The following is a 24,435-nucleotide window of genomic DNA, read 5'->3' as shown; positions in this document are numbered from 1 at the left end:
TCTTTAGATTCCTATACTTATGGCTGCTGGTCTGGCTGTGCCATGGCTTTTCCGGCCAGGTAGCCGGTGGTCCAGGCGGCCTGAAAATTGAAGCCTCCCGTTATGCCGTCGATGTCGAGCACCTCGCCGGCAAAGTAAAGGCCCGGCTGCAGACGGCTCTCCAGCGTGCGCATGTTTACCTGGCTCAGCTCCACGCCACCACAGGTCACGAACTCTTCCTTAAAAGTGGTTTTGCCTTTTACTTCAATGGGCGCACGGTGCAGCGACTCCACCAGCTTGTTGGTGTTTTTGGCGGGCAGCTCGCCCCATATTACTGCTGATGGTACTTCAGCCAACTGTGTCAGGGCTTTCCAGAGGCGCTGTGGCAGCCCGAAAAGCGGGTTGGTGGCTACTACTTTTTTTGGGTGCAACTGCCGGTACTGCTGCAGATGTTGCCGCAGGGTTTCTTCCGTAAACTCCGGAATCCAGTTGATGAGTGCCGTGAAATGGTAGTTCTGCTCATTAAATATACGCGCTCCCCAGGCCGACAACTTCAGCACAGCCGGTCCGCTATAGCCCCAGTGCGTGATCAGCAGCGGCCCCTCGTACTCCAGTTTCTGCCCGGCAATGCGTACCCTGGCCTTAGGTACTGCTATGCCCTGCAGTTCTTTGAGCGGAGAAGCTGGCACGTTGAAGGTAAAAAGGGACGGCACAGGTTTTTGTATGGAATGCCCCAGCGCTTTCAGCCAGTCGTAGCCTGCTTCTTTGGGGTTCCCGCCAGTGCATACCAGCACCTTGTCTGCCTGTAGGGTGCTCCCGTTGCTTAACACCAACTTAAAGCGGATAGGGCCGGCGGTGGCAGGCAGCGCTTCAATTTTCTCAACACCGGTACTGGTCCTGATCTCTACGCCAGCCTTTCTGGCTGCCTGCAGCAGGCAGTCTACAATGGTGGCGGAGTTGTTGGTGACAGGAAACATACGGCCATCCGCTTCCGTTTTGAGCTGCACGCCCCGCTGCTCAAACCAGGCGATTGTTTCGCTTGCGCCAAACGTTTTTAAAGCTTCTTTTAGCTCCTTGCTGCCCCGGGGGTAGTGCTGCGAGAAAACGGAAGGCACAAAGCAGCTGTGCGTCACGTTGCAACGGCCACCCCCCGACACCCGGACTTTTGCCAGCAGCTTATTCGATTTCTCCAGCAGCAGCACCCGCGCCTTTGGGTTTGATTCTGCACAGGTAATAGCTCCAAAAAATCCGGCAGCGCCTCCGCCTATCACCACTACGTTCATTTTGTCGGTTGTTGGTTGTTAAATTGTTGATTATTGAGTTGTTAAATTGTTGAATTATTAAAAAAATCTCCATTTCAATAATTCCTCACTTATTCACTCACTCATTAAAAAAACCGCATGGGATCAGGGTGCAGAAACTGATAGGAGAGCTCCTGTTTTAATTTATCGCTGTTGATGCGTTTAAAACTTGTATTTTCCATATCCAGGAAAGTAGGCGGGGTGGCATGGATGGCGAGGGCCGCCCGGGTATAAAAGTCTCTGCGGGTAGGATGCTCGTCGGCACAGGCGTTATACACGCTGCCCCATTTTTCTTCCTCCATAATCCGGTGCAGAATTTCCACACAATCCTCCAGATGAATCAGGTTTACGGGGGCGTCTCCGTCGGGCAGGTTCTGTTTGCCGGCCATGAAACGCCCCGGCTGCCGGCTGCCGCCCACCAGGCCGCCAAAGCGCACAATGGTGGTCACCCAATCTTCCCGGTCCTGAAACAGTTTTTCTGCCTGTAGCAGCAAATTGTCGGGTTCCTGCTCCTCCGTAAAAAGAATATCCTCCTCAGTCACGACCCGGTTCAGGTCCAGGTACACCGCTGTAGAACTAACGAACAGCACTCTGCTAACAGGAGAATCGAGCATGGCTTTCCGGAGCCTGCGAAGCTTAGGCAACAGCTCGTCTCCCTGTCCCGACCTGATCCGGGGCGGAATATTGAGGACCAGTACCTTGGAGTCCAGAAACGCAGCAAGTGTCTCCTGATCCGGCTCGGTCTCGTCCAGGTTGAACAGAAAAGGCGCAATTTGCTTTTCCTGCAGCACCTGGAGCTTGGCAGGTGTGGTGGTAGAACCATGTACCCGAAAGCCGTTCTGAACGAGCTTCTCAGCCAAAGGCAAGCCTAACCAGCCGCAACCCAATACACTAATATCAGCAGTTGTTTTCATTTAAAAAAAAGTCATTTATAAGAGTTTGTTCTTTGCCGCCCGCCCCAAATTACCGGAAATTTCCGGCTCCTCCCATTTTCCTGCTGCCATAATCGCCTTAACCTGCTTTTAGTACCAAACGCCCCCACACCATGCGGCCTGGCTCCACTATCCTTTTATAAGCATAAAGGTAACAATTCAGACTTGGATCGGTTTAACAAACAAACCCTGAAAATGCATGACCTACGATGTGGTACTGATCGGCTCTGGTTTTGGAGCCCTGTCGGCTGCGGCGCTTCTGGTGAAGCGGGGGCTGCAGGTGTGTGTGCTGGAGCAGGCCAAGTACCCTGGCGGTTGTGCCAGTTCTTATCTGCGCAAAGGCTATATCTTTGAGACAGGCGCCACCACGCTTGTGGGCCTGGATGAGCACATGCCGCTCCGCTACCTGCTCGATGAACTGGGCCTGCAAGTGCCGGTGCGCCAGCTGGAGGTGCCCATGCAGGTGCACCTGCCGGACGGCCAGTTGCTGACGCGCTACCAATCTCTTGATGAGTGGATACAAGAGGCGGAGCGGGTTTTTGGCAAGCACCAGCAGCGGGAGTTCTGGGAGCAGTGCTACCGCATCAGCCGGCAGGTGTGGCAGGTGTCGCTGCAGCAGAAAAGCTTTCCGTTCTCAAACCTGCAGGACCTCTGGCAGGCGGCCAGGCAGGTGCGGCCAGGGCAGCTGCGCCTGCTGCCGGTAGCTTTCCAGACGGTGGAACAGCTGTTGCAAAAACACGGCTTGCTACAAAACAAGCTCTTTGTAGACTTTGTAAACGAGCAACTCCTGATTACGGCGCAAAATTATATGCCCGAGGTGAATGTGCTGTTCGGTGCCACGGCCCTCTGCTACACGCTTTTTGGCAACTATTACCTGGATGGAGGTTTGATTAATTTGGTCAACCCGCTGGTAGATTACATCACAGCCCATGGGTCTTCGGTTTTGTACAGGCAAACGGTCAGGCAGGTATTGCCCGAGACTTCCGGCTACCGGATCTGGACCAACACCAGCAGCTTCCGGAGCCGCTATGTGATAAGTGGTATACCGTTGAACAATACGCAACAGATTTTTAAGGACGAGAAGGTGCAGGCTACGCTGCAGCCCTATCTCCTGAAGTCTGATAAACTGAACAGCGCCTTTACCATGGGGCTGGTGCTGCAGGGGAGGCCCTTGCCTGAAGTGCTGCATCACCAGGTGCACGTGCCGGAAGGCCTGCCGCTGATCAACAGCAAAAGCGTGTTCGTCAGTTTCAGCCATCCGGAAGACAAGCGGCGGGCACCAGAGCAGGAGACGGTGGTGTCTGTCAGCACCCATATCCATGATCCTGCCAGCCACATTATCCACGATAAAAAAGTGCTGGAGAATGCCATCATCAGGCTACTGACTGATAAAGGGTTGATAACCGAAGAGCAGATCCTTTACCGGCAGTCGGCAACCCCGGGGGCCTGGCTGTTCTGGACAGCGCGGGAGTTTGGCATGGTGGGCGGGTATCCGCAGTACAGCCGCATTAAGCCCTGGCACATGAAAGACGCCCGCCTCGACCATAAAGGCGCCTACCTTTGCGGCGATACGGTGTACCCCGGCCAGGGCATTCCGGGTACCTGCCTCAGCGGCATACTGGCTGCCCATAAACTCCTGCAGGACCACTTCTGAAATAGATTAGGAAAGGCAGAGATCTGGTAATTTGGGGATCTAGAAAGATATAAAAAACGCTACAGTAAACTCGCTGCACAAAGTAAATTCTTGCCCCCATGCCCGCTACAGATGAGCGACTGTAGGAGCGGGAGTAGCAGTTTTTGGCTCCGGAGGGCTTTTTTCATTAGAATATTTGAGTTGATGTGCTAAAAGATGAATGTGCAGATGTGCTAATTGTTAAATGGGTGATTTGGAAATTTGACGATGTGAAGCTTTGAGATGGTTTTCCTGGCTGCCAATAACGGAACTAACAAGAATCCGGCAACATAAGGACTCAGGTATGCTGGATATGCTCTAATCCTGTCGATCTTTCCATCCGGCAAATTATTGGGTTAGAGGCCCTTTAATTAGATTCAGATAAAAAATCTAACATCTAGTATCTAGCCTCTATCATCTGAAAAAGCCTCTGGAGGCCACTTTTCATTCGCATAATTGTGGTTAGAGAAATTTCTATTTTCACCTCCTAAATACTTAATGCGCGCAGCGGTTTGTTTGGGACCAACAGATCCTGTAGCTTCGGTTTCAGGATTTCAATGCAAAAGAGTATGTCACAAAAATTACATGTAGTCAGGTTTCTGTTGCTGGCGCTCACCTTATTTTCTGGTTGTGCCGAAAAAATAGTTACAGCACCCAACAAACCAAGCCAGGATGCGCACCTGGCACTCGGAAACCCAAGCAGGGCCGCCTCCGCCTTTGATAATTACCTGCTGGAAAAGCGGCAGTACGCCCTGGCCTACAACAGCTACCGCGGCACCGCCAACTGGGTGAGCTGGCACCTGAGCAGCGCCTGGATCGGGGACGCACCACGGCAGGACAATTTCAGGGCAGACAACACCCTGCCAGCCAACTTCTATAAAGTAGTTTCCACCGATTATACGGGCAGCGGCTTCGACCGGGGTCACAACTGCCCATCAGCCGATCGCACGCTTTCAGCTGACGACAATTCCAGCACGTTCCTGATGACGAACATGATTCCGCAGGCGCCGAACAACAACCAGCGTACCTGGGCCAACCTCGAGAACTATTGCCGCAAACTGGTTGACGAGGGGAATGAGCTCTACATTATTATGGGAAGCTATGGCAAAGGCGGCGAAGGCAGCAACGGCTTTAAAGAAACCATAGCAGAAGGAAAGGTCACCGTACCAAACCGCATCTGGAAAGTGATTGTGGTGCTCCCGGTCGGTACCGACGACGTAAACCGGATAACCCCCGATACCCGGGTTATTGCGGTAGACACGCCCAATTTTAATTCTGTGAACGCCTCCTGGGCCTCGTACCGCACCACCGTAGATGCCATAGAGGCCAAAACAGGGTACGACCTGCTATCCAATGTTTCTAAAGCTGTTCAGGACATACTGGAAGCCCGCGTGGACGAAGGACCAACGCAATAAAAGCAAAATAGTATTGCTGCATACAAAGCCCCCGCCGCTATCCTGGCAGGGGCTTTGTGTTTAGGGTAGGCAGGTTAGTTGTCTCAGGTCTCTACCACCAGTGTTTCGTAGCCAGCATAGTCGCCATCAGCAGTTCTGCCCAGGATCAGCACTTTCGTGCTCTGCTCTTTTATCTTATACACTGTAATGTCGCTCAGGTGCCTTTTCAGGGTCTCCACCAGTTTCCGGAACCGGTCTGCCTGTGCCTGCACTTCCTCGCCGGCATCTGTGTGCGGGTTCGTCATGTTCCTGAAAAAATAATCCAGGTCTTCGGTCTCCACTTCTTTACCGGCAGGTTTACCGGCCCAGGCGGCTACAATTTCCTCATTTATGGTTCCTTCTTCAGATTTCTGATGGAAATAGTATTCCAGGGGGGCATCTGTCTCGCTTAACACCAGCAAGCCATCTGCCGCTTCTGTCAGCACTTGTTCTAATTGCTCTTTGTTCATATAGACAATATTAGGTTTCTGCAAAGAATACGGCAACAGTTTCAGATAGATTTAGGTATGCTACACATACATCACCGGCAACAAAGCAGACTTATACATAACTACCATGAAAGCAGAACCTATGTTGAAAGAAGGAGCCTTACAAGGCAAAACCATACTCGTGACCGGAGGTGGCACTGGCCTTGGCCGCTCTATGGTCAGGTATTTTCTGGAACTTGGCGCCCAGGTGGTTATAGCGAGCCGTAAAATGGAGGTTCTGGAAAAATCTGCAGCGGAACTGAGGCAGCAAACCGGAGGCGAAGTATTGCCTGTAGCCTGCGATGTGCGCAAATACCAGGAGGTGGAGGCCATGCTGGAGAAGGCTTTGTCGCATTTCGGGCAGGTGGATGTGCTGGTGAACAACGCGGCCGGCAACTTTGTGAGCCCCACAGAGCGCCTCACCCACAAAGCCTTTGATGTGGTGACAGACATTGTGCTGAAGGGCAGCTACAACTGCACCCTAGCCCTGGGCAAGCACTGGATTGCGCAGCAAAAACCGGCTGCCATACTCAACATCGTCACCACCTATGCCTGGACCGGTTCCGGGTATGTGGTGCCTTCTGCCTGCGCCAAAGCCGGCGTGCTTGCCCTTACGCGTTCGCTGGCCTCAGAGTGGGCCAAATACGGTATCCGCTCCAATGCCATCGCCCCCGGGCCCTTCCCAACCGAAGGGGCCTGGACCAGGCTGTTCCCAAAGCAGCTTGCCGAACAGATCGACCCGCTCAAACGCATTCCGGTAGGCCGGTTTGGGGAGCACCAGGAACTGGCGAATCTGGCCGCCTACCTGGTGTCGGATTACGCCGGTTTTGTAAACGGGGAGGTCGTAACCATAGATGGAGGGGAGTGGCTTTATGGTGCCGGTGAGTTCAATTCCTTCGACCAGGTGCCGCATGAGCTGTGGGATGCCATGGAGAAGAAAATGAGAGGCAAGGAGTGAGGTTAACGTTAGAAAGTTAATGGGGTATTTAGAGCAGCACGAGCGGCTAAGGCTCCGGAGGGCTTATTTCATTGGAATAATTACCGAATGAGCCTTCTCGCCTCAAGTTAATGTTGCCATTTTCTACCTCTCTAACTTTCTACTTTCAAAAACTTTCTAACTTTAAAGATCATCTTCCGCCGGTCAGCAGGGCGTAGAGCCAGGGCAGCAATTTTTGTAGGATCAGGCCTGCCAAAACACTTAATGCGATGACGACAAGCGGTGCCGTAAGGTATACAAGGAGTGTAACCGGGTCGGTTGTTCCCAACAAGAAGAAAAGCCCCTTTTTAAAAATAGTGAGAACCGGCTCATGGAAAGCGTAGATGAAGAACGAGAAGGAAGCGAACCACAGCATCCGGCTTTCTTTTGCCTCCCGCCCCAGAAAGGCCTTGTCGAAAATCATCCAGGCGGCCACTATGCCTACGAGTATAGCTGCTTTATGCACCAACCTGACGGCGAGGGCTGGATCGAAGTCGATATGGCTGAGCCAGGTTTTCAGGAGGATGAGCAGCAGCCAGGCCAGCAGCACCAGGTAGGTTGTGTTGGACGTATGTTGCTTTAAGAGGAGACCAGACCTAAAGGAAAGGAGCGCACCCAGCGAAAAGAAGAGCAGCGATTCTGTCTGGAAAAGATCCAGGTCGAACAGCCACACCCACAGCACAATCAGTAAGGCGATGCCAGCCTCTTTCAGGTACCGGACGTAAAACCACACCAGCGGCGATAGCAGAACCAGAAAAATCAGATCGCGGAGAAACCATAGCTGGTACGGGATCGGGTGCTTGAGCCAGGTGGAGAAAAACTGCGGAAGGTCAAAGTTCCGGATCAGACGGTTTTTGAAAAACAGTTCACTGTTTGGCGCGAGTTGGAGCACGAAGTACAAGAGAATGCCATACAAAGACCATAGCAAAAAAGGGACCACCAGCGTCCGGAACCGTTTCTGGTACTTTTTCAGAAATCCGCCTACCGAAGGCTTAAAATTGAGGAAGAACAAATAGCCGGAAATAGAGAAAAACAGCGGCACTGCAATGCGGGCCACTCCCTGCGAAATATAATCCTGGATAAAACTGTTGTAGCTTTTCTGCTGTGTCAGGGCACCGAAGTGGGGAGCGAGCTCGAAGGTGTAAGCGTGTATGTAGACTACCAGCAGTATGGCAAACAAAGAAAGTATCTTTAGCTTATAACTTAAATAAGGGTTCATAGAAGTTTTTGATTCCAGATTGTTGGAGTGCTGCACCAGGAGGTAAACACGGTTCAGAAAGTGCATCGAACAGCTTTTTTCTACAGCTACCTCTAATACTGCATACTGCCATAAATGTTGCTGAATCCTGGCAATGCCCGCTCTGGCTGCTATATGGAGCCCGAAGGCAGGACACACTAACTGATCCTCCTCCTGATGCCCGGGCAATTGCATCACCCTGACGTAGAGGAAGATTAAACGTGAGAAAGCCCGAATCAACTCCGAAGCCTTAGCTGATGAAATATCGGCAAGGGCCAAACTCCCTGGTTCAAAAAAGGCAGCCTGAATAGTAGCGGACCCGAATTATTCTAATGAAAAAGTCCCTCCGGAGGAAAATGTTGCTGTTGCTGCCGCTGCCTCCAGATCGAAGGCAGGTGGATAAAAGCAAAAGGTCCCGGCTATAAACCAGGACCTTTTGTATTTTGAATAAGCAACCTGTTTTAGGTATGACCAACAGCTGTCGGGTCATGGCCTTCGTGGTCGTCTACTTTTCTGAGCTCTTCCAGCTCCGCCAGTTTTTTACTGCCGTAAGCCACCCGGGTAATAACCACATAAAGCACCGGCACCACAAAAATGGCCAGGAACGTGGCCGCCAGCATCCCCCCGATAACTGTCCAGCCAATTGTTTGCCGCGAAACGGCACCAGCGCCGGATGACATTGCCAACGGAACAACCCCCAGAATAAAGGCGGCTGATGTCATGATGATTGGGCGCAGGCGCAGCTTCACGGCCTCTATGGTGGCGGCAATCAGCTCCATGCCGGTGTCTACACGCTCTTTGGCAAACTCCACGATCAGGATCGCGTTTTTGGCAGCCAGACCGATCAGCGTGATCATCCCGATCTGGGCATACACGTTGTTGTCTAGTTTAGGCAAGAAGGTAAGGGCCAGAATAGCCCCGAACATACCCAGCGGAATGGCAAAGAGAATAGAGAAAGGCACCGACCAGCTTTCGTAAAGGGCTGCCAGCAACAGGAGCACGAGCAGGATCGATAGTGAGAAAATGTAGATGGTGCTGGAGCCTGCGGCCAGCTCTTCGCGGCTGAGGCCGGAAAAGTCATAGCCATAGCCTGTTGGCAGCACCTCGGCGGCCACCTCCTGCAGTGCCTCCAGCGCCTGCCCGCTACTATAGCCAGGTGCGGCACTGCCACTGATCTCCGCAGAGCGGAACAGGTTGTAATGCGAAATCACCGAAGCATTCTCTACCACACGGGAAGTAACCAGCGCACTGAGCGGCACCGACTGGCCCTGCCTGTTCATCACATAAAACTGTTTAAGGCTCTCGATATCCATGCGGTAAGCCGTGTCAGCCTGTGCCACCACCCTGAAATTTCGGCCGTAGCGGGTAAAGTCATTTATGTAGCGGCTACCCATCAGCGAAGACATGGTATTGTAAACGTCTGAAACCGAAACGCCCAGCTGTTTTGCTTTTTCGCGGTCTACATCCACATGGTACCCGGGTGTGCGCGTATTGAAGAAGCTATAGGCCATCGCAATTTCGGGTCGTTGGTTTACGGCGCCCAGGAACTGGTTCATCACGTTCTCGAACTCTTTCAGGTCGCCGCCACCTGTACGCTGCTGCAGCATAAAGCTGAAACCTCCGGTGCTGCCCAGCCCCGGAATAGCGGGAGGTGCCACAATGATCACATTTGCCTCTTTGATAGATGCGAACTTCTGATTAAGCGATGCCAGCACACCCTGCAACTGCAAAGACGGATCTTTACGCTCTGACCAGGGCTTCATCTGCACAAAGAAGGTACCGCTGTTCGACTTGAAGGAGAAATTGATGGCATTAAGGCCGGCGATAGCTGTGTAATTCCGGATAGCGGGTTCTTCGCCCAGGATCTTGCCCATTTTGTCGAGCACATCTTTTGTTCTGTTTGTGGAGGACCCTTCGGGCAGTTCGATGGAAACGAACACGCGGCCTTCATCTTCAGTAGGAATGAAGCCGGTAGGCTTTATGGTGAACAGGCCGATGGTGCCGGCATACACACAAACCAGCAGAATGAGCACCAGAGGAGCAAACCTGATACTCTTTCTTACACCGTTAGAGTACGAGTTGGTGGTGCGGCCAAACCAGTTGTTGAACTTGAAGAAGAACTTGTTCAGGCCTTTGGACTTTTCATTCACGTTCATCGGCCGCAGCATAATAGAGCAGAGGGCCGGAGTAAGCGTAAGCGCCACAAAGGCAGAAATCAGCACGGATATAGCGATGGTGATGGCAAACTGCTGGTATAGCCGACCCACGATGCCCGGTATAAAACCAACCGGGATAAACACCGCCGCCAGAATCAGGCCAATGGCAATAACCGGCGCGGTTATCTCTTTCATGGCCTTGCGTGTGGCTTCTTTGGCCGAAAGGCGCTCGTGGTCGATATAGTGCTGCACGGCTTCTACCACCACAATGGCGTCGTCTACCACAATACCAATTGCCAGCACGAAACCAAACAGGGTAAGCGTGTTGATGGTGAAGTCGAGCGGAATAAAGAACACAAACGTGCCGATAATAGACACGGGGATGGCCAGAATACAAACCAGGGTGGCTCGCCAGCTTTGCAGGAACAGGAACACCACCAGAATTACAAGTATGAGGGCTTCTGCCAACGTAATAACCACTTCCTTAATAGAAACCTCCACCACCGAAACTGTTTCAAACGAAACAATATAATCCACATCGGCGGGGAAAGATCGCTTCAGCTCATCCAGTGTGGCGTAAATGCCGTCAGCTGTTTCAAGGGCGTTGCTACCGGGTGCCTGGTAGAGCAGGAGCATGGTAGATGGGTGCCCGTTGATGGTAGACGACCTGCCGTAATCAAACCGCCCCAGCTCGATTCTGGCCACATCACGCAGGTACACCAGCGAGCCATCGGCCGGGTTAGTGCGGATAATGATATTGCCAAACTCTTCCTGGTCCTTTAAGCGGCCCTGCACCGTAATGGGGTACTGGAACGCCTGTGTATTGTACTGCGGCATGGCGCCTACCGTACCGGGAGCCACCTGCAGGTTCTGCTCCTGAATGGCGGCGGTGATCTCGTTCGTACTGATGCTGTACTGTGCCAGCTTATCTGGCTGCAGCCACACCCGCATACTGAAATCCTGCCCCAGCGCATTTATGTCGCCCACACCTTTTACCCGAAGCAAGGCATCGCGCACATAAATGTTGGTGTAGTTGTCGAGGTACTGGATGTTGTGGGTGCCTTTGGGAGAGTAGATCCCGATCACCATCATGATACTCGGGTTCCGCTTCCGCACGGTCACACCAAGCCGCCTCACCTCTTCAGGCAGGCTGGGTTCGGCAATACTGGCGCGGTTCTGCACGTCCAGGGTGGCAATGTCGATGTCGGTGCCTATCTCGAAGGTTACGCTCATGTTCATCTGGCCGGTACTGGTGTTGGTGGAGGTAATATAGGCCATACCCGGCGTACCGTTAATCTGCGTCTCCACAGGTGTAGCTACTGTCTGCTCCACTGTCTGCGCATCGGCCCCGGTATAGATCGCCGACACAGATACCACCGGAGGAGAGATATCCGGGTACTGGGTAACAGGTAGGTTCATCATGGCCAGTACACCAACCAAAACGATCACAATAGAGATCACTATGGCGGTGACGGGCCGTCTTATAAATACATCTGATATCATGTTTCTACTGGAAAGTCAAATTGAACTTAATTTGCGGCGGCTGGTTGCACCTGATTTGCCTGTGGGGCACCTGTTTGTACTTTAGACCCCTGGCGTAGTCTCTGGATGCCATCCACTACAATGGTGCTGCCATCGGCAAGGCCTTCGCGCACCACTATGTCGGCTCCGAAGCGTGTGCCCAGCAGCACGTTCTGCTGTACCACCGTGTCGGCCTGCACTACATACACATAGTATTCGCCCAGTTGTTCTGTTACAGCCTTATAAGGGATCACTAACTGCTCGCCTATGTCCTGGTTCAGGACCTGTACCTCTACCGTCATGCCTGGCACCAGTAGCCGCTCCTTGTTGTGAAACTGTACCCGCACGGTGGTAGTGCCGGTCTGGCGGCCAATGGCCCGGTCTATGGCAATAATTTTTCCGGGGGTGTCGTAAACAGTGCTGTTATTTAGCTTAAGCGTAAACAGTGAGTCGGGTTGCTCCCCCTGCATCAGTTGGTTAAAGCGGCCTATCTCGCGCTCATTTATGACGAAGTCCACGGCAATAGGATCGGTGGACGAAATGGTGTTGAGCAGTGGCTGACCCGGTGAAACCTGGGCGCCAACCCGCACCTGCGAAATACCAATGGTACCGGCAAAAGGCGCCTTGATAACGGCGTAGCCGAGGTCTGTGGAGGCGCTTCGCACCTGTGCTTCTGCGGCCGCCACCTGTGCCTGCGCAGTGGCCAGGTCGGCGCGGGCATAATCAAGCTGCTGCTGCGCAATGGCTTCCTGCTCACTCAGGCGCTCGTAGCGTTTTACATCCTGCTGCACCCTTGCCAGGTTGGCCCTGGCACTTTGGAGGTTTGCCTGTGCCTGCTGCAAAGAGGCCTGGTACTTGGATTGGTCGATTTCGTACAGGCGCTGCCCTTTGGTTACCCGCTGGCCATCCTGCACATAAATGTTCGTGATATAGCCCGATACCTGTGGCCGCAGCTCTACCTCATTCAGGGGTACAACAGTGCCCGGGTAGGTGTCGGTGCCGGTAACGCGTTGTTCTGTTACCTGATAGGTGTTTACGGGAATGGCAGCTGGAGCTGCGTGCTGCGGTGCAGTCTGGTTGCCGCCGCAGGAGATGAGGAGGGCGGGGCAGAGGGTGGCCGTCAGGAGCCAGGATATAGGTCGCTTCATGCTAAGGCTATGCGAGATGATTATTGGTTGATGTTAATAGTTCCGATTGCTCTCTGGAAGTCCAGCTTGCTGGCCAGTACCCTGTAGAGCGCATTATAATAATTGAGCTGGGCAGCTTTCAGGTCTGTTTCTGCCACTACCAGGTCCACGTATGCTTTCACACCTTCGTCGTACTGCAGTTTAATAATATGGTAGACTTCCTCTGCGACACTGGCATTCTCGCGCAGGGTAAGCCAGTCGGTATACTCGCTCTTGTAATTGGCCAGCGCCGTCTGGTACTCGGTGTTGATGATTTTCCGCACATTCTCCTCGTCCACTTCCAGGCGTTCTTCCTGCAGCTGCGCTATTTTGAGGTTCTGGAGCCGCTGCGTGCCCTGAAATATGGGAATAGAAGCCTGCAGCCCGACAGCCGACGTTGGGAAAGCCTGGTTATAAAGGTCTCCGAGCGTGGCGCTGAAAAACTGCGGGTTATAGTTGATAAAGGCTGAAATGTTGGGAATAAAGCTCCATCTGTGAAAGCTGGTATTCAGTTTCAGGAACTGTTTCTGGGTCTGGAGCTGCTGAAATTCAATCCGGTGGGCTACATTTAGTTGTTGCGTTGTGTCCAGGAGCGCCTCGAGCTCCATTTGCTCGTAGTTCGATGCAATTTGCAGGCTCGCCTCCGTGTCGTAGCCCATGAGTTGCTTCAGGTAGGCCGTTTTGGCCTTGATAGCCTCCGACGAACGCTTGCGGTCGCTGCGGGAATTGGAGAGCGAGATACTGGCGCGCTGGTAGTCGGTTTTGTCTACCAGGCCCACTTCGTAGCGGCTTCGGGCATCGTTAAACTGCTTTTCCTGCCGCGAAATGTTCTCGTCCAGAATGCGGAGCTGCTCCTGTGTGAGCAGTATGTCGTAGAAGGCCTTGCTCACATCTACCACCGTGTTGATCTTGTTGTCTGTTGTATTCTGATCGAGCTGCAGCCTGGTGTAGCGTGCCGCGCGGGAGGCAAGCAGCAGGGAGTTGCTGTACAGGGTCTGGTTTGCCTGCAGCAACACATTGGAAGTATAATTCTGGCCTGTCCTGATCACGTTGTCGTCGATCACAAAAACGGCTCTTTTTAAGTTATGCGTGGCCGCAAACTGAGCCGAGATCTGGGGCATCCATCCCGAAAGACTGGCCGCAATATCCCGTTCGCCAATCGCCTCATCAATGGCAGCCTGTTTCACGCTTGGCTGGTGGGCTAAAGCAAATTCAATGCACTGGTCCAGGGTGAGGGGCTGATGGCTGTTGCCTCGGTTTTGTTGAGCCAACAGGAGGGTAGGGCAGAGCAGCAGTCCCCACAGTGCCGGCATCATGTACTTATATAATTTCATAGAAGAGCTTGAGGTTGTTGTTGTAAAAAACAGGTAATCAGGATTTTAATAAGATAAGTGTGCGCTTGAGGGATCAAACCGTATGTTATAACATTAATTACATGTTACAACATTGTTCAAAGTTAAGTAATGTTTTTCTTTTTCTTCATTAATTTTTTGCAAAGATTCAGGCTAGGAGGCATGCGGCTGGCTCTGGTGAGACCCCTGGTTTTTATCTTTCCATATCCTCATGTATTCGTTTTTGAGCAATTATTCTAATGAAAAAGGCCCTCCGGAGTGTCTTTGCCTGCAGCCGCTGCCTCTTGAACTTTAGACTTCTTTGGCAATTTTATAAATAGAAGGCAACCAACTTTAGCTTGCTTGCGTGATGGTGGCAGCTATCGAATGACCTACCACCCTGAAAGCCTCTGTCTTTCGCCTTCCAGGAAAGGGCACCAGGCCATAGTGATTTGCTGCTGCTATTGATCTGCCCAGGGAAGCACCTCCTGTGGCAGAATAGACACTTTCTGTGATGACCTTTTGTCTGTTACAACCTCTTTGCTCAACACTAAACCATCTTTACATGAAAATGTTATGTTTACTCTCGTTTTTGCTGGTAGCAGGATTCGGAGCGCATGGCCAGACCAAGCATACCGTACAAATCAGGGATAATAGATTTGATCCGGCTACGATCACGGTGAATGTAGGAGACATGGTGGAATGGGTAAACTCCGGCTCTATGATCCATACGGCTACCAGCGGCAGCAACTGCCAGCCAAGCGGGGCCTTCAACTCAGGGAATCTGAACCCGGGCGCCACTTATTCTTTTACGTTCACTTCTGCAGGAGCCTTAAGCTATTTTTGTATTCCGCATTGCGGAGAGATGACAGGCACTGTCACCGTGCAGGCCGCCACATCAGTGAAAGAGCTGGATCAGAATGACTTCTCTGTCTATCCTAACCCGGTTACTGACCTGGTCCGTTTGTCGCTCAACCTGAAGGCACCAGGTAATGTGTCTTTTAAAGCCTTTGATTTTACGGGTAAGGAAGTAACACAAGAGCTTACCTTGGAACCGGCAGGTTCCGACGGTCAGAGCCTGAACCTGGATGTCAAGAGCTGGCCCCGAGGTATTTATGTTCTACGGGTGTGGGTAGGAGGTAAATATGCTTTCTCGCACAAACTGGTGCGGCAATAAGAGCAAAAGTAGCCATTAAAAAAAGCCCCGCTTGATAATAAGCGGGGCTTTCTGTATGAACAAAGGCGTGCTTTACTTAACTGCGGCTTCTTTCTTCTTTTGCTTTCTGGTTTTCTTCTTAGGCGCTTCCTTGCGGTTATCGGCATGCGGTAAGCCAGAGGTATCGTCTGTTACCAGTGTCATTTCCTGCACCAGGTGGCCTGCTCCGGCAAATTTATCAATTATAAAAAGCAGGTAGCGTACATCTACAGAAATATTGCGCACCTGATCCGGGTTATAGGCAATGTCGCTCATGGTGCCTTCCCAGTTGCGGTCGAAGTTGATGCCGATAAGTTGGCCATTGCCGTTTATGACCGGGCTGCCTGAGTTGCCGCCTGTGGTGTGATTGGAGGCGATAAAGCACACCGGCATCTGACCGTCCACACCATAGGGACCGAAATCTTTTTGCTCATACAGCTCACGCAGGCGGGCCGGAATCACATAGTCTTCCACACCGCCCATGGCGGCCTTTTCCATCACTCCTTCCAGCGTGGTATAGTGCTTGTACTTCACTCCATCCATGGGCTCGTAATCTGCTACCTTGCCATAGGCCACGCGCAGGGTAGAGTTGGCGTCGGGGTAGAACTTGCGGTCCTGCTGCATCTCGCGCAGAGCAGTCATGTAAGTGCGGTACAGGAGGTTGAGGTTGTCGTTTACCTGGTTGTACACCGGCAGGATCTCCGAGCGGTAATGAGAGAGAATGCTGCTGGCCAGCAGGAAGCCAGGGTCGCTTTTAAATGCCTGCGTTTTTCCGGCACGTAAATCTGCCATGGCCGCCTTCAGGCGATCTTCCGACACAAAAACCGATTTGCTGTACACATCGTCGGCATATTTGCTGAAGTTGCCCTGGTATTTTTGCCTGGCCGTGGAGGAGAAGGCTTCCGGATGGAATTTCGGGTCGATGTTCTGGTAATACTGGTCCAGCAGCGCGGCAAACACTTTCTTATCGGTGGGAGCATTATAATTTTTATAAAAGCCCGGGGCCGATTTCTCCAGCCGGTCTGCCAACGTATTTATTTCTGATGCGGCTCCTTTGGTTTCTACCAGCTCCACCAGCCGAATGTAATCGACAGCATGCCGGATCAGTTCCACCCCCATGGCTGCCTCGTTCACATAATCACGGGCAATGGTAATGCCATCGAGCTGTTGGTAATTCTGCCCGAACTCAGCCAGCAGGTTGCCGTACTGCTGCTTGCGGCTGGCATCTGCATTCACCCATTGTGCAAACTCCCGTTCCAGCTCTTTTTTCTTCTCGATGGTGTTGGCTTTGTGTAGGCCACGGTTCTCGCCGATCCACTTTTTCCAGGCGTTGGCGATGCTGGCGTATTTGGCAGCGTATTGGATGCGGACAGCATCTGAGGCTTTCATGTCTTCATCGAGCAGGCGCAGCTTTGTTTCGCGGATGCTGATCTTTGCCGGGTTCGACACTTCGTAGATTTCCTGAATGGCATGTGAGGTGAGGTACTCGTTGGTACGGCCCGGAAACCCGAAGACCAGCGTAAAGTCGCCTTGCTGCACACCTTTCAGGGAAATGGGCAGGTGGTGTTTTGGCTGGTAAGGCTTGTTGTCGGGCGAATAATCGGCTGGTTTGTTGTCGGCACCGGCATATACCCTGAAGAGGGCAAAGTCGCCGGTGTGGCGTGGCCACATCCAGTTATCGGTATCGCCGCCAAACTTGCCGATGGCAGAAGGCGGGGCTCCTACCAGGCGCACATCCCGAAACGTCTCGGTTATATACATATAGAATTCATTGCCATAAAAGAATGGCTTGATGACTGCATCATAATGCGTGCCGGCTGTTGCTTCCTGGCGTACGCGGGCCATGTTGCCCAGGATGGTTGCTTCCCGTACAGCCTCTGTAGCCGCAGCCGGAATACCCGTGAGAATCTGTGAGGTCACGTCTTCCATGCGCACAATAAAAGTGGCGGTCAGGCCGGGGTTTGGCAGCTCCTGCTGCCGGTTCATGGCCCAGAACCCGTCAGTCAGGTAGTCGTTCTCGACGGAGCTGTGCGACTGCACCTGCCCGTAGCCACAATGGTGGTTGGTGAGCAGCAGCCCTTCGGCCGACACGATCTCGCCAGTGCAGAAACCCCCAAAAGAGACGACAGCATCTTTCAGGCTGGAGCGGTTGATGCTGTAAATGTCTTCGGCCGTCAGTTTAAAGCCCTGCTGCTGCATTTCTGCCTCATTGAGCTGTTTCAGGAGCAGGGGCAGCCACATGCCTTCTGCTGGCGGGCGGGCAGCGCTCCACCCTATACTCAGGCAGATAGCTGCCACAAGAAGGAAGATTCTTTTATTAACCATCATAAAATTAAATTGAAGAATATGGCCCAAAGGTACTTAATAACATGGTAAAACCGAAAATTAAGCCGCCTGCCGGCACCGTATAAAGGTGCGGCAACTGGTGCTGCAAATGGGTAATGACAGGAAGTAAATTGACAGGAAACAAAAAATGGCTGCCCCGGCGGGAGCAGCCATTTACCATGCTATGGGTGCTGGTTAAAGTGTGCCAATTGTTGGCTCAAAGGCAGTGCCGGCTTCCCAGTCTCTGAACTTGCTTATTTCTGTCTGAAAGGCATCTATAAACCAGGCCATTAGGCTGATATCATCCAGAAGTCCTATAACAGGGATAAAGTCAGGGATGATATCGAGAGGTGTAACCCAGTATAAAAGTACGGCCACGCCAATCAGCAACGATTTTGAGGATATATTCCGGTAAGTTCCGTTTATATAAAACCGGGCCATCCGGATAAAGGTGAGCATTACCTCTTTTATCTGTTCAAATCCATTCTTAGGGCTATCGGTGTCTACCAGTTTGGCATAGGCCGCCGCAAGGAGCATCGCCAGCTTGGCAGGTTTAGAGGCCAGTCTGCCTGCTTTTCCCAGAAAAGTTTGGAACATCGGATGCGAAGTCAGTTTCAGGCCCTGGTTTACAAGATCATTTATGTTCATGCTGTCTGAAGTTTTAGTTTAAATTACATGCGTGTACGGTATTGTAAATCAATAGGTGCCCCAATATAGTTCAAAAATGACAAAAAGTGCCTCCCAAGCTTAACAGAAGGTGTTCGTTCTGCCGCCATCGTTTTAGCAGCAGGGGCAGGGCCTGATGCCTGGCCCCGCTTTCAGCCTTCCAACTGCTTCATACACAGTCAGCATAATAAAAATTCAGAGGCACTTTCCAGGTTTACAGTTAAGGGGAAAAATTACAGGAAGGCATTCAAAAATAAATTGGCCGGAACAATTGGCTGTTTACGGAAAGCTCCTTAAAATTGCTGAACTTGTTCCCTCAACTCCTGGGTATGTTTCCTGCATTTTAGATACGTTGTGAAGTTAACGATAAAATTGCTCATCTCGCTTCTGGTGGTGGCTGCTAGCCTATGCGCCATGTCTTATCTGTTGCCCGCCACCTGTGTGGCAGAGCATAGTATTGTGCTGGCTACTCCACCTGAGCGCATTTTTCCGTACCTGAATAACCCTTCGCAATGGGAAAACTGGAGTGCCTGGAGCAAAGACTCCGATCCGACCTTATTCCATATGTATGGCGGTGCCTGGGCAGGCCCCGGAGCCAGGCACAGCTGGAATGGTGAGAAAATTGGCAGGGGCCAGCGTATTTTCAAAATGGCGGAAGCGCCGCTGCTCTTGCAGTACGAGCAAATTATGGCAGGAGAGACCGACACCACCATTGGTTATTTCAGGCTGGAGAAGCTGGAAGACAGTACGCGCGTTACCTGGCAGGAAACAACGCCCCTGGCCGATAACCCCATCGCCCGCTGCAAAGGCGCCTGGAAGAAATACAGATCTGAAGAAGAAATTAAAAAAGGCCTTGCAGGATTAAAAAGTCTGCTGGAAGGAAATCCAAAAAAAACAAAGGCAGCTTAGGAATTCTGAATGAGTGAATGGATGAATGAGTGAGTGCATGGATGAGTGAATTTTGAATGGAGAAAAGATCCGATTATTCAAATCAAACAGCCCTTCCGGAGGCAATCAGCTCTGCTGCTGCAGCTTCTGCTTAGCTATTCCCAATTAAAAGAACATTTGCTTTCATACTCATTCATTCAAAACTCTCTCATCCATTCACTCATTCAAAATTAAAGTAACTCGTTAGCCAGGTTGGCCAGCTCCGACCGTTCGCCTTTCAGCAGCGTGATGTGGGCGTAGAGCGGGTGATCTTTGGCCCGGTCGATCAGGTAGGAGAGGCCGTTGCTCTGGGAGTCGAGGTACGGCGTGTCGATCTGGTAAATATCTCCTGTAAAGATGATCTTGGTGTTTTCGCCTGCCCTTGAAATAATGGTTTTCACCTCGTGCGGGGTCAGGTTCTGGGCCTCATCTACAATAAAGATAATGTTAGACAAACTGCGGCCCCGGATATAGGCCAGCGGGGTGATCATTAGTTTCTCAAGCTCAATCATGTCGCGCAGCTTCTGAAACTCCTTGCTGGTCTCACTGAACTGGTTTTGAATATATTTCAGGTTATCCCAAAGCGGCTCCATGTAAGGGTTGAGCTTGGATTTGATATCGCCAGGCAGATAGCCAATGTCTTTGTTGCTGAGCGGCACCACGGGGCGCGCCAGGTAAATCTGTTTGTACTCGCGGCGCTGCTCCAGCGCGCCGGCCAGCGCCAGCAGGGTCTTGCCTGTGCCGGCCACGCCCTGAATACTGATCAGCTTTATGCGGGGGTCCAGGATGGCATGCAGGGCAAAGGTCTGTTCTGCGTTTCGGGGCTTCACGCCATAGGCCAGCTGCTTATCTACGCGCTCCAGCTGCTTCTCTGCCTGGTTGTAATAGGCGAGCACCGAGTTCTTAAAACTCTTGAGCACAAAATAATGGTTGTCTGTGGGAGGCGTTGGCAGCACTTTGTCTATGGCGCAGGAGCCTTTCTCGTAGAGCTCATTTATAATAACGGCCGGCACATCCTCCAGTATGTCGTTGCCGGTGTAGAGCTCATTTACATCGCGGATCTTGCCCGTTTCATAGTCTTCTGAGGTCAGGTTCAGGGCGCGTGCCTTCAGGCGCAGGTTGATGTCTTTGGTTACCAGCACTACCTTATGCTGCGGCTCGTCTGCCTGCAGCTGCAAGGCCGAGTTGAGAATGTGATGATCGTTTTTGTCGCCGAAAATAGTGGTGGCGTCCTGGGTGGAGGCATTGTTCATGAGCACCTTAAACTTGCCTTTGTTCTTGCCGTTCAGCGGTAACCAGTCCTGCAGCATGTGCTCGGCAGAAAGCTTGTCTATAAAACGGATAAACTCTCTTGCCTCGAAATTCTTGATATCGTTGCCCTTCTTGAAATTGTCGAGCTCCTCGAGCACGGTGATCGGGATGGCCACATCGTGCTCCTTAAAGTTCTGGATGGCGCTGTGGTCGTAGAGGATAACGGAAGTATCCAGCACAAAAACCTTCTTCGATTTAATGTTAGCAGCTGTGGCAGTTGATTGCTTTTTCGCGCTGGCCTTTTTCCCGGCTTTTACAGTGGTTGCTTCGGCTGCCGGAGGTGCGACTGGGGCTTTGGTGTTTTTTGGCATACATAATTACACTAAGGGTGGAACCGTTTACTTGTTAAGTAGGATTTGCAGTTTCTGAGATCTTCATTCGTCTTCTTTTACGATCCTGTGGCATGTTAGGACAACAGCAGTGGGAGCCAGAATCTCCGGTTTTTCGGGCAGCCGCCGGCACAGATCCTGGCGTCATTTGGTTAAGCCTTGAAAATGAATCGTTTAATCAGAAATCAGGCTTCCTGAAAAACAAACAGACCGCAAAATTATTTCTATATTTAGCCCAAATAAATAAAGGAAGCAACCAATTACCTTTAATTATGGCAGGAATGAAGCACAGCATATTACTTTTAATTTTGTTGTGGCCCCTGATGGCAGCGGCTGCAACGCCGGAAAAAGGCGATCAGAAGCAAGGCTTTCTGTTCTTCAGAATAAACAGGTTCGACAAGGAAGGGCGGTTCCACGGCAGGTGGAAAGTGCACCATGAGGAGGAGGGCTACCTGATCCGGAAAGGGAGGTTCAGGCATGGCCGGGAAGTTGGCAAGTGGAAATATTTTTATCCGGACGGCACTACCTTTATGGAAGAAAAATGGAAGCGCGGCAAAGGAGAAATACGGGTAAAGCGCTACTACGAGAACGGAGAACTCAAGCGAAAAGGGAAAGCCAGGTTAGACACAGCCGGTGAGCAGGTGCGCTTCTACTGGTTTGGCGATTGGAAAGTTTATAACGAGCAGGGGCAATACACGCACACGGAGAAATACTGACCAGTTGCGCTAAATTCAAAAATAAAAATTAGAAATGATGGAAGGCTGCTTTACTTCTTATGCTGCGACCATCCGGCAAATCCCTCTACCCTGCGTATCCTGATTCTGACAGAAGGTCTAGCATCTAAAAAACCTCCGGAGGGGCTTTTTGATTAAAATAATTGCTGCCAGGGCGAGGGAGAAAAAGAAAAAAAGAGTTTACGTATTTCAACCTTCCAGTATCCTTACTGATAAACATCTGATAATGCATAAATTTGTAAAGAACCCTACGCAGGTTTTGCTGCTCCTGCTGTTTTCGGCGGCCACCGCCATGGCGCAGCAGACCATGCCTTTATATGCCGGCGAAGTGCCGAACCAGACGACGCAGAGCGCGGCCAAACAACCAACCCTCACAGCTTACTTGCCGGAGCAGGAATCAGCTACCGGCGTTGCGGTCATTATTTGCCCCGGCGGCGGATACGGCAGTCTGGTGCTAAAGCGAGAAGGCACCGATGTGGCGCAGGCGCTGAATAAAATGGGCATTGCAGCCTTTGTGCTGGAGTATCGGCTCCCCAACAGTGCCACCATGCAAGACAAAAGCATCGGCCCGCTGCAGGATGCCCAGCAGGCTATAAAGACAGTGCGGCAGCAGGCGGCCAAGTGGAACATCGACCCAAACAAGATCGGCATCATGGGTTTTTCGGCCGGAGGGCACCTGGCTTCTACAGCAGGCACTCATTTTCAGCGGAACCTGATCGACAACAAAGAAAAGACAAGCCTGCGCCCGGACTTTATGGTGCTGGTTTACCCGGTCATCAGTTTCAGCGATGAAATGGCGCATAAAGGCTCCAGAGAAAACCTGCTGGGAACTTCGCCCACCGAGGAGCAAATACGGCTGTTCTCCAACGAACTGCAGGTTACGGCACAGACCCCGCCTGCCTTCTTGATCCATGCCGGAGACGACAGTAAGGTGCCGGTCCAGAACAGCCTCCGCTTTTACGAAGCTCTTCTACACCACCAGGTGCCAGCCGAACTGCACATCTACCCAAAAGGTGAACACGGCTTTGCTCTGGGCGCGCCCAAAGACAATTGGCTGGAGCGCTGCCGCCACTGGTTGGCTGCCAGTGGCTGGATAAAGTAGGGGAGTGGTGACCGTTGCAGGGGAAAGACGAATTATTCCAATTAAAAAGCCCCTCCGGAGGTTTTTTTTAGATGCTAGACGCTAGATGCTAGACATTTTGTCTGGATCAGGTTCTCAGGATAAAGGGATTTGCCGGATGGTCGCAGCATAAGAAGCAAAGCCGGCCATTGCGAAATACAACAGAAATGGGAAAAGAGAAGTGCCGAAACGCAAAAAGCCCCTCAACATTTGATGAGGGGCTTTTAAGCGGTCTGGACGGGACTCGAACCCGCGACCTCCGCCGTGACAGGGCGGCATTCTAACCAACTGAACTACCAGACCAATACTTCCTAAAACTGAGAGCCTGCTGCTCTTACTGTGTTACCGCAGTTTTACCTGCGGTCTGGACGGGACTCGAACCCGCGACCTCCGCCGTGACAGGGCGGCATTCTAACCAACTGAACTACCAGACCGTTTTGTGTTTCCCTTATCGTTTAAGGTGATGCAAATGTAGAGGGTTAATTTTAATTGTGCAAGTCCCTGGCCGCAAATAGCCGCTATATTTTCTTTAAAAAACCGTAAAGTATTCAGATTCACTAATTTTAATTTTTATCCAGACTTAAAATTTGCCTCTGCCCTACCAGCATAAGTTAAAACTGTTAAATTTGTGAAGAAAAATAGCGCTACACGATATGCTTTTGGATTTTGAACAACCCATTGCCGCTTTGGAAGGCAAGCTACAGGAAATGAAGAAACTCGCCAGCGAAAACCAGGTCGATGTTTCGGAGGCGGTAAAGGCACTGGAAGAGAAAATAAAGATTCTCAAGAAAGAGACGTACGCCAACCTGACCCGCTGGCAGCGGGTACAACTCTCGCGGCATCCGCTCAGGCCCTATACACTCGATTATATAGAAGGCATTACGGATAAGTTTATAGAGCTGCACGGCGACCGCACCGTGCGCGACGACAAGGCCATGATAGGCGGATTTGGCGAAGTGGATGGCAGAAGCATCATGTTTATAGGTCAGCAGAAGGGGCGCAATACCAAGCAGCGGCAAAACCGCAACTTCGGAATGGCCAACCCGGAAGGGTACCGCAAGGCCCTCCGCCTGATGAAAATGGCTGAAAAGTTCGGGAAACCCATCGTCACTTTTATAGATACGCCGGGAGCTTTTCCGGGGCTGGAGGCAGAAGAGCGGGGCCAGGGCGAAGCCATCGCGCGCAATCTGAAAGAGATGTTCATGCTCAAAGTGCCTGTTATCTGTATAATTATAGGAGAAGGTGCTTCCGGCGGCGCCTTAGGCATAGCCATTGGCGATAAAGTAATGATGCTGGAAAACACCTGGTACTCAGTAATATCGCCCGAATCCTGCTCCTCTATCCTGTGGCGCAGCTGGGATTACAAAGAGCAGGCCGCCGAGGCTCTCAAACTCACGGCCACCGACATGCTACAGCATAAACTGATAGACGGAATCATTAAAGAACCACTCGGCGGTGCCCACACAGAACCCGAGAAAATGAAGCGCCTGCTGAAGAAAAAGATCCTGGAACTGCTCGACGAGCTGGAGACAATAGAGCCGGAAGATCGTATTATGCAGCGCATCGACAAATTCTCCGCCATGGGTGTGGTGGTTGATGGGTAATAAGTTGCTACTTATGGGTTAAGCGTTGAAAT

Annotated in this window: 18 protein-coding genes and 2 tRNA genes; 8 read left to right on the top strand and 12 right to left on the bottom strand. The window is 51.7% G+C overall.

Annotation, left to right across the window (positions count from 1 at the left end; translation table 11 throughout):
* Positions 1-17: 17 nt before the first annotated feature.
* Both FJM74_RS01975 and FJM74_RS01970 read right to left on the bottom strand, forming a co-directional pair.
* Positions 18-1,262, bottom strand: a complete 1,245-nt coding sequence (locus tag FJM74_RS01975; RefSeq protein ID WP_187260868.1) for a BaiN/RdsA family NAD(P)/FAD-dependent oxidoreductase — start codon at positions 1,260-1,262, stop codon at positions 18-20.
* Positions 1,263-1,366: 104 nt separating this feature from the next.
* Entirely contained in the window at positions 1,367-2,194 is an 828-nt protein-coding gene (locus FJM74_RS01970) for an SDR family oxidoreductase (RefSeq protein WP_187260867.1), read from the bottom strand.
* A 217-nt stretch (positions 2,195-2,411) separates the two neighbouring features.
* On the opposite strand from FJM74_RS01970, the gene FJM74_RS01965 reads away from it, so the two are divergent.
* Positions 2,412-3,866, top strand: coding sequence for a phytoene desaturase family protein (locus tag FJM74_RS01965; RefSeq protein ID WP_187260866.1), 1,455 nt, complete (start codon positions 2,412-2,414; stop codon positions 3,864-3,866).
* Between the two features lie 587 nt (positions 3,867-4,453).
* Positions 4,454-5,299, top strand: a complete 846-nt coding sequence (locus tag FJM74_RS01960; RefSeq protein ID WP_206683988.1) for a DNA/RNA non-specific endonuclease — start codon at positions 4,454-4,456, stop codon at positions 5,297-5,299.
* An 83-nt stretch (positions 5,300-5,382) separates the two neighbouring features.
* Here FJM74_RS01960 and FJM74_RS01955 read toward each other — a convergent pair whose 3' ends face one another.
* A complete protein-coding gene (locus tag FJM74_RS01955) occupies positions 5,383-5,787 on the bottom strand; it encodes a nuclease A inhibitor family protein (RefSeq protein ID WP_187260864.1) in 405 nt (134 codons plus the stop codon).
* Between the two features lie 106 nt (positions 5,788-5,893).
* Here FJM74_RS01955 and FJM74_RS01950 point away from each other — a divergent pair, with 106 nt between their 5' ends.
* Entirely contained in the window at positions 5,894-6,763 is an 870-nt protein-coding gene (locus tag FJM74_RS01950; protein WP_187260863.1) for an SDR family oxidoreductase, read from the top strand.
* 169 nt (positions 6,764-6,932) lie between these two features.
* Here FJM74_RS01950 and FJM74_RS01945 read toward each other — a convergent pair whose 3' ends face one another.
* From FJM74_RS01945 to FJM74_RS01930, 4 genes are all read right to left on the bottom strand, one after another.
* Positions 6,933-8,066, bottom strand: a complete 1,134-nt coding sequence (locus FJM74_RS01945; protein WP_187260862.1) for an acyltransferase family protein — start codon at positions 8,064-8,066, stop codon at positions 6,933-6,935.
* 413 nt (positions 8,067-8,479) lie between these two features.
* Positions 8,480-11,677 (bottom strand): efflux RND transporter permease subunit, encoded by a 3,198-nt coding sequence (locus tag FJM74_RS01940; protein ID WP_187260861.1) that lies wholly within the window; start codon positions 11,675-11,677, stop codon positions 8,480-8,482.
* A 26-nt stretch (positions 11,678-11,703) separates the two neighbouring features.
* Positions 11,704-12,843 (bottom strand): efflux RND transporter periplasmic adaptor subunit, encoded by a 1,140-nt coding sequence (locus tag FJM74_RS01935; protein WP_187260860.1) that lies wholly within the window; start codon positions 12,841-12,843, stop codon positions 11,704-11,706.
* Positions 12,844-12,863: 20 nt separating this feature from the next.
* On the bottom strand, positions 12,864-14,195 hold the full coding sequence (locus FJM74_RS01930) for a TolC family protein (protein WP_187260859.1): 1,332 nt from the start codon (positions 14,193-14,195) through the stop codon (positions 12,864-12,866).
* Between the two features lie 562 nt (positions 14,196-14,757).
* Here FJM74_RS01930 and FJM74_RS01925 point away from each other — a divergent pair.
* Complete coding sequence (locus tag FJM74_RS01925; protein WP_187260858.1) at positions 14,758-15,369, top strand: T9SS type A sorting domain-containing protein; 612 nt, start codon at positions 14,758-14,760, stop codon at positions 15,367-15,369.
* 72 nt (positions 15,370-15,441) lie between these two features.
* Here FJM74_RS01925 and FJM74_RS01920 read toward each other — a convergent pair whose 3' ends face one another.
* Both FJM74_RS01920 and FJM74_RS01915 read right to left on the bottom strand, forming a co-directional pair.
* On the bottom strand, positions 15,442-17,715 hold the full coding sequence (locus FJM74_RS01920; RefSeq protein WP_241738901.1) for a S46 family peptidase: 2,274 nt from the start codon (positions 17,713-17,715) through the stop codon (positions 15,442-15,444).
* A 192-nt stretch (positions 17,716-17,907) separates the two neighbouring features.
* Positions 17,908-18,360: a YkvA family protein gene (locus FJM74_RS01915; protein WP_187260857.1), complete on the bottom strand. Its 453-nt coding sequence runs from the start codon at positions 18,358-18,360 to the stop codon at positions 17,908-17,910.
* 372 nt (positions 18,361-18,732) lie between these two features.
* On the opposite strand from FJM74_RS01915, the gene FJM74_RS01910 reads away from it, so the two are divergent.
* Positions 18,733-19,287: an SRPBCC family protein gene (locus FJM74_RS01910; protein WP_187260856.1), complete on the top strand. Its 555-nt coding sequence runs from the start codon at positions 18,733-18,735 to the stop codon at positions 19,285-19,287.
* A gap of 209 nt (positions 19,288-19,496) precedes the next feature.
* Here FJM74_RS01910 and FJM74_RS01905 read toward each other — a convergent pair whose 3' ends face one another.
* Complete coding sequence (locus FJM74_RS01905; RefSeq protein ID WP_187260855.1) at positions 19,497-20,927, bottom strand: PhoH family protein; 1,431 nt, start codon at positions 20,925-20,927, stop codon at positions 19,497-19,499.
* A 290-nt stretch (positions 20,928-21,217) separates the two neighbouring features.
* Here FJM74_RS01905 and FJM74_RS01900 point away from each other — a divergent pair, with 290 nt between their 5' ends.
* Together FJM74_RS01900 and FJM74_RS01895 are read left to right on the top strand one after the other, a co-directional pair.
* Positions 21,218-21,661 carry a toxin-antitoxin system YwqK family antitoxin gene (locus tag FJM74_RS01900; RefSeq protein ID WP_187260854.1) on the top strand — a complete coding sequence of 148 codons (444 nt, stop codon included), beginning with the start codon at positions 21,218-21,220 and terminating at the stop codon, positions 21,659-21,661.
* Between the two features lie 244 nt (positions 21,662-21,905).
* Complete coding sequence (locus FJM74_RS01895) at positions 21,906-22,781, top strand: alpha/beta hydrolase (protein ID WP_187260853.1); 876 nt, start codon at positions 21,906-21,908, stop codon at positions 22,779-22,781.
* Positions 22,782-23,028: 247 nt separating this feature from the next.
* Here the strand turns inward: FJM74_RS01895 and FJM74_RS01890 are convergent.
* Both FJM74_RS01890 and FJM74_RS01885 read right to left on the bottom strand, forming a co-directional pair.
* A tRNA-Asp gene (locus FJM74_RS01890) sits at positions 23,029-23,102 on the bottom strand.
* Between the two features lie 57 nt (positions 23,103-23,159).
* Positions 23,160-23,233, bottom strand: a tRNA-Asp gene (locus FJM74_RS01885).
* Positions 23,234-23,452: 219 nt separating this feature from the next.
* Here FJM74_RS01885 and FJM74_RS01880 point away from each other — a divergent pair.
* Entirely contained in the window at positions 23,453-24,403 is a 951-nt protein-coding gene (locus tag FJM74_RS01880; protein ID WP_187260852.1) for an acetyl-CoA carboxylase carboxyltransferase subunit alpha, read from the top strand.
* Positions 24,404-24,435: the final 32 nt, after the last annotated feature.

It is taken from the genome of Pontibacter beigongshangensis (genome assembly GCF_014332515.1).
Classification (GTDB): domain Bacteria; phylum Bacteroidota; class Bacteroidia; order Cytophagales; family Hymenobacteraceae; genus Pontibacter; species Pontibacter beigongshangensis.
This window is presented reverse-complemented; position numbering and strand designations above follow the sequence as displayed.

Coding starts and splice junctions, on each gene's coding strand:
- FJM74_RS01975 (WP_187260868.1), bottom strand. CDS start 1,262: ATGAACGTAGTGGTGATAGGCGGAGGCGCTGCCGGATTTTTTGGAGCT.
- FJM74_RS01935 (WP_187260860.1), bottom strand. CDS start 12,843: ATGAAGCGACCTATATCCTGGCTCCTGACGGCCACCCTCTGCCCCGCC.
- FJM74_RS01955 (WP_187260864.1), bottom strand. CDS start 5,787: ATGAACAAAGAGCAATTAGAACAAGTGCTGACAGAAGCGGCAGATGGC.
- FJM74_RS01940 (WP_187260861.1), bottom strand. CDS start 11,677: ATGATATCAGATGTATTTATAAGACGGCCCGTCACCGCCATAGTGATC.
- FJM74_RS01900 (WP_187260854.1), top strand. CDS start 21,218: ATGGCAGGAATGAAGCACAGCATATTACTTTTAATTTTGTTGTGGCCC.
- FJM74_RS01895 (WP_187260853.1), top strand. CDS start 21,906: ATGCATAAATTTGTAAAGAACCCTACGCAGGTTTTGCTGCTCCTGCTG.
- FJM74_RS01930 (WP_187260859.1), bottom strand. CDS start 14,195: ATGAAATTATATAAGTACATGATGCCGGCACTGTGGGGACTGCTGCTC.
- FJM74_RS01945 (WP_187260862.1), bottom strand. CDS start 8,066: ATGCACTTTCTGAACCGTGTTTACCTCCTGGTGCAGCACTCCAACAAT.
- FJM74_RS01880 (WP_187260852.1), top strand. CDS start 23,453: ATGCTTTTGGATTTTGAACAACCCATTGCCGCTTTGGAAGGCAAGCTA.
- FJM74_RS01960 (WP_206683988.1), top strand. CDS start 4,454: ATGTCACAAAAATTACATGTAGTCAGGTTTCTGTTGCTGGCGCTCACC.
- FJM74_RS01925 (WP_187260858.1), top strand. CDS start 14,758: ATGAAAATGTTATGTTTACTCTCGTTTTTGCTGGTAGCAGGATTCGGA.
- FJM74_RS01920 (WP_241738901.1), bottom strand. CDS start 17,715: ATGATGGTTAATAAAAGAATCTTCCTTCTTGTGGCAGCTATCTGCCTG.
- FJM74_RS01965 (WP_187260866.1), top strand. CDS start 2,412: ATGACCTACGATGTGGTACTGATCGGCTCTGGTTTTGGAGCCCTGTCG.
- FJM74_RS01915 (WP_187260857.1), bottom strand. CDS start 18,360: ATGAACATAAATGATCTTGTAAACCAGGGCCTGAAACTGACTTCGCAT.
- FJM74_RS01950 (WP_187260863.1), top strand. CDS start 5,894: ATGAAAGCAGAACCTATGTTGAAAGAAGGAGCCTTACAAGGCAAAACC.
- FJM74_RS01970 (WP_187260867.1), bottom strand. CDS start 2,194: ATGAAAACAACTGCTGATATTAGTGTATTGGGTTGCGGCTGGTTAGGC.
- FJM74_RS01905 (WP_187260855.1), bottom strand. CDS start 20,927: ATGCCAAAAAACACCAAAGCCCCAGTCGCACCTCCGGCAGCCGAAGCA.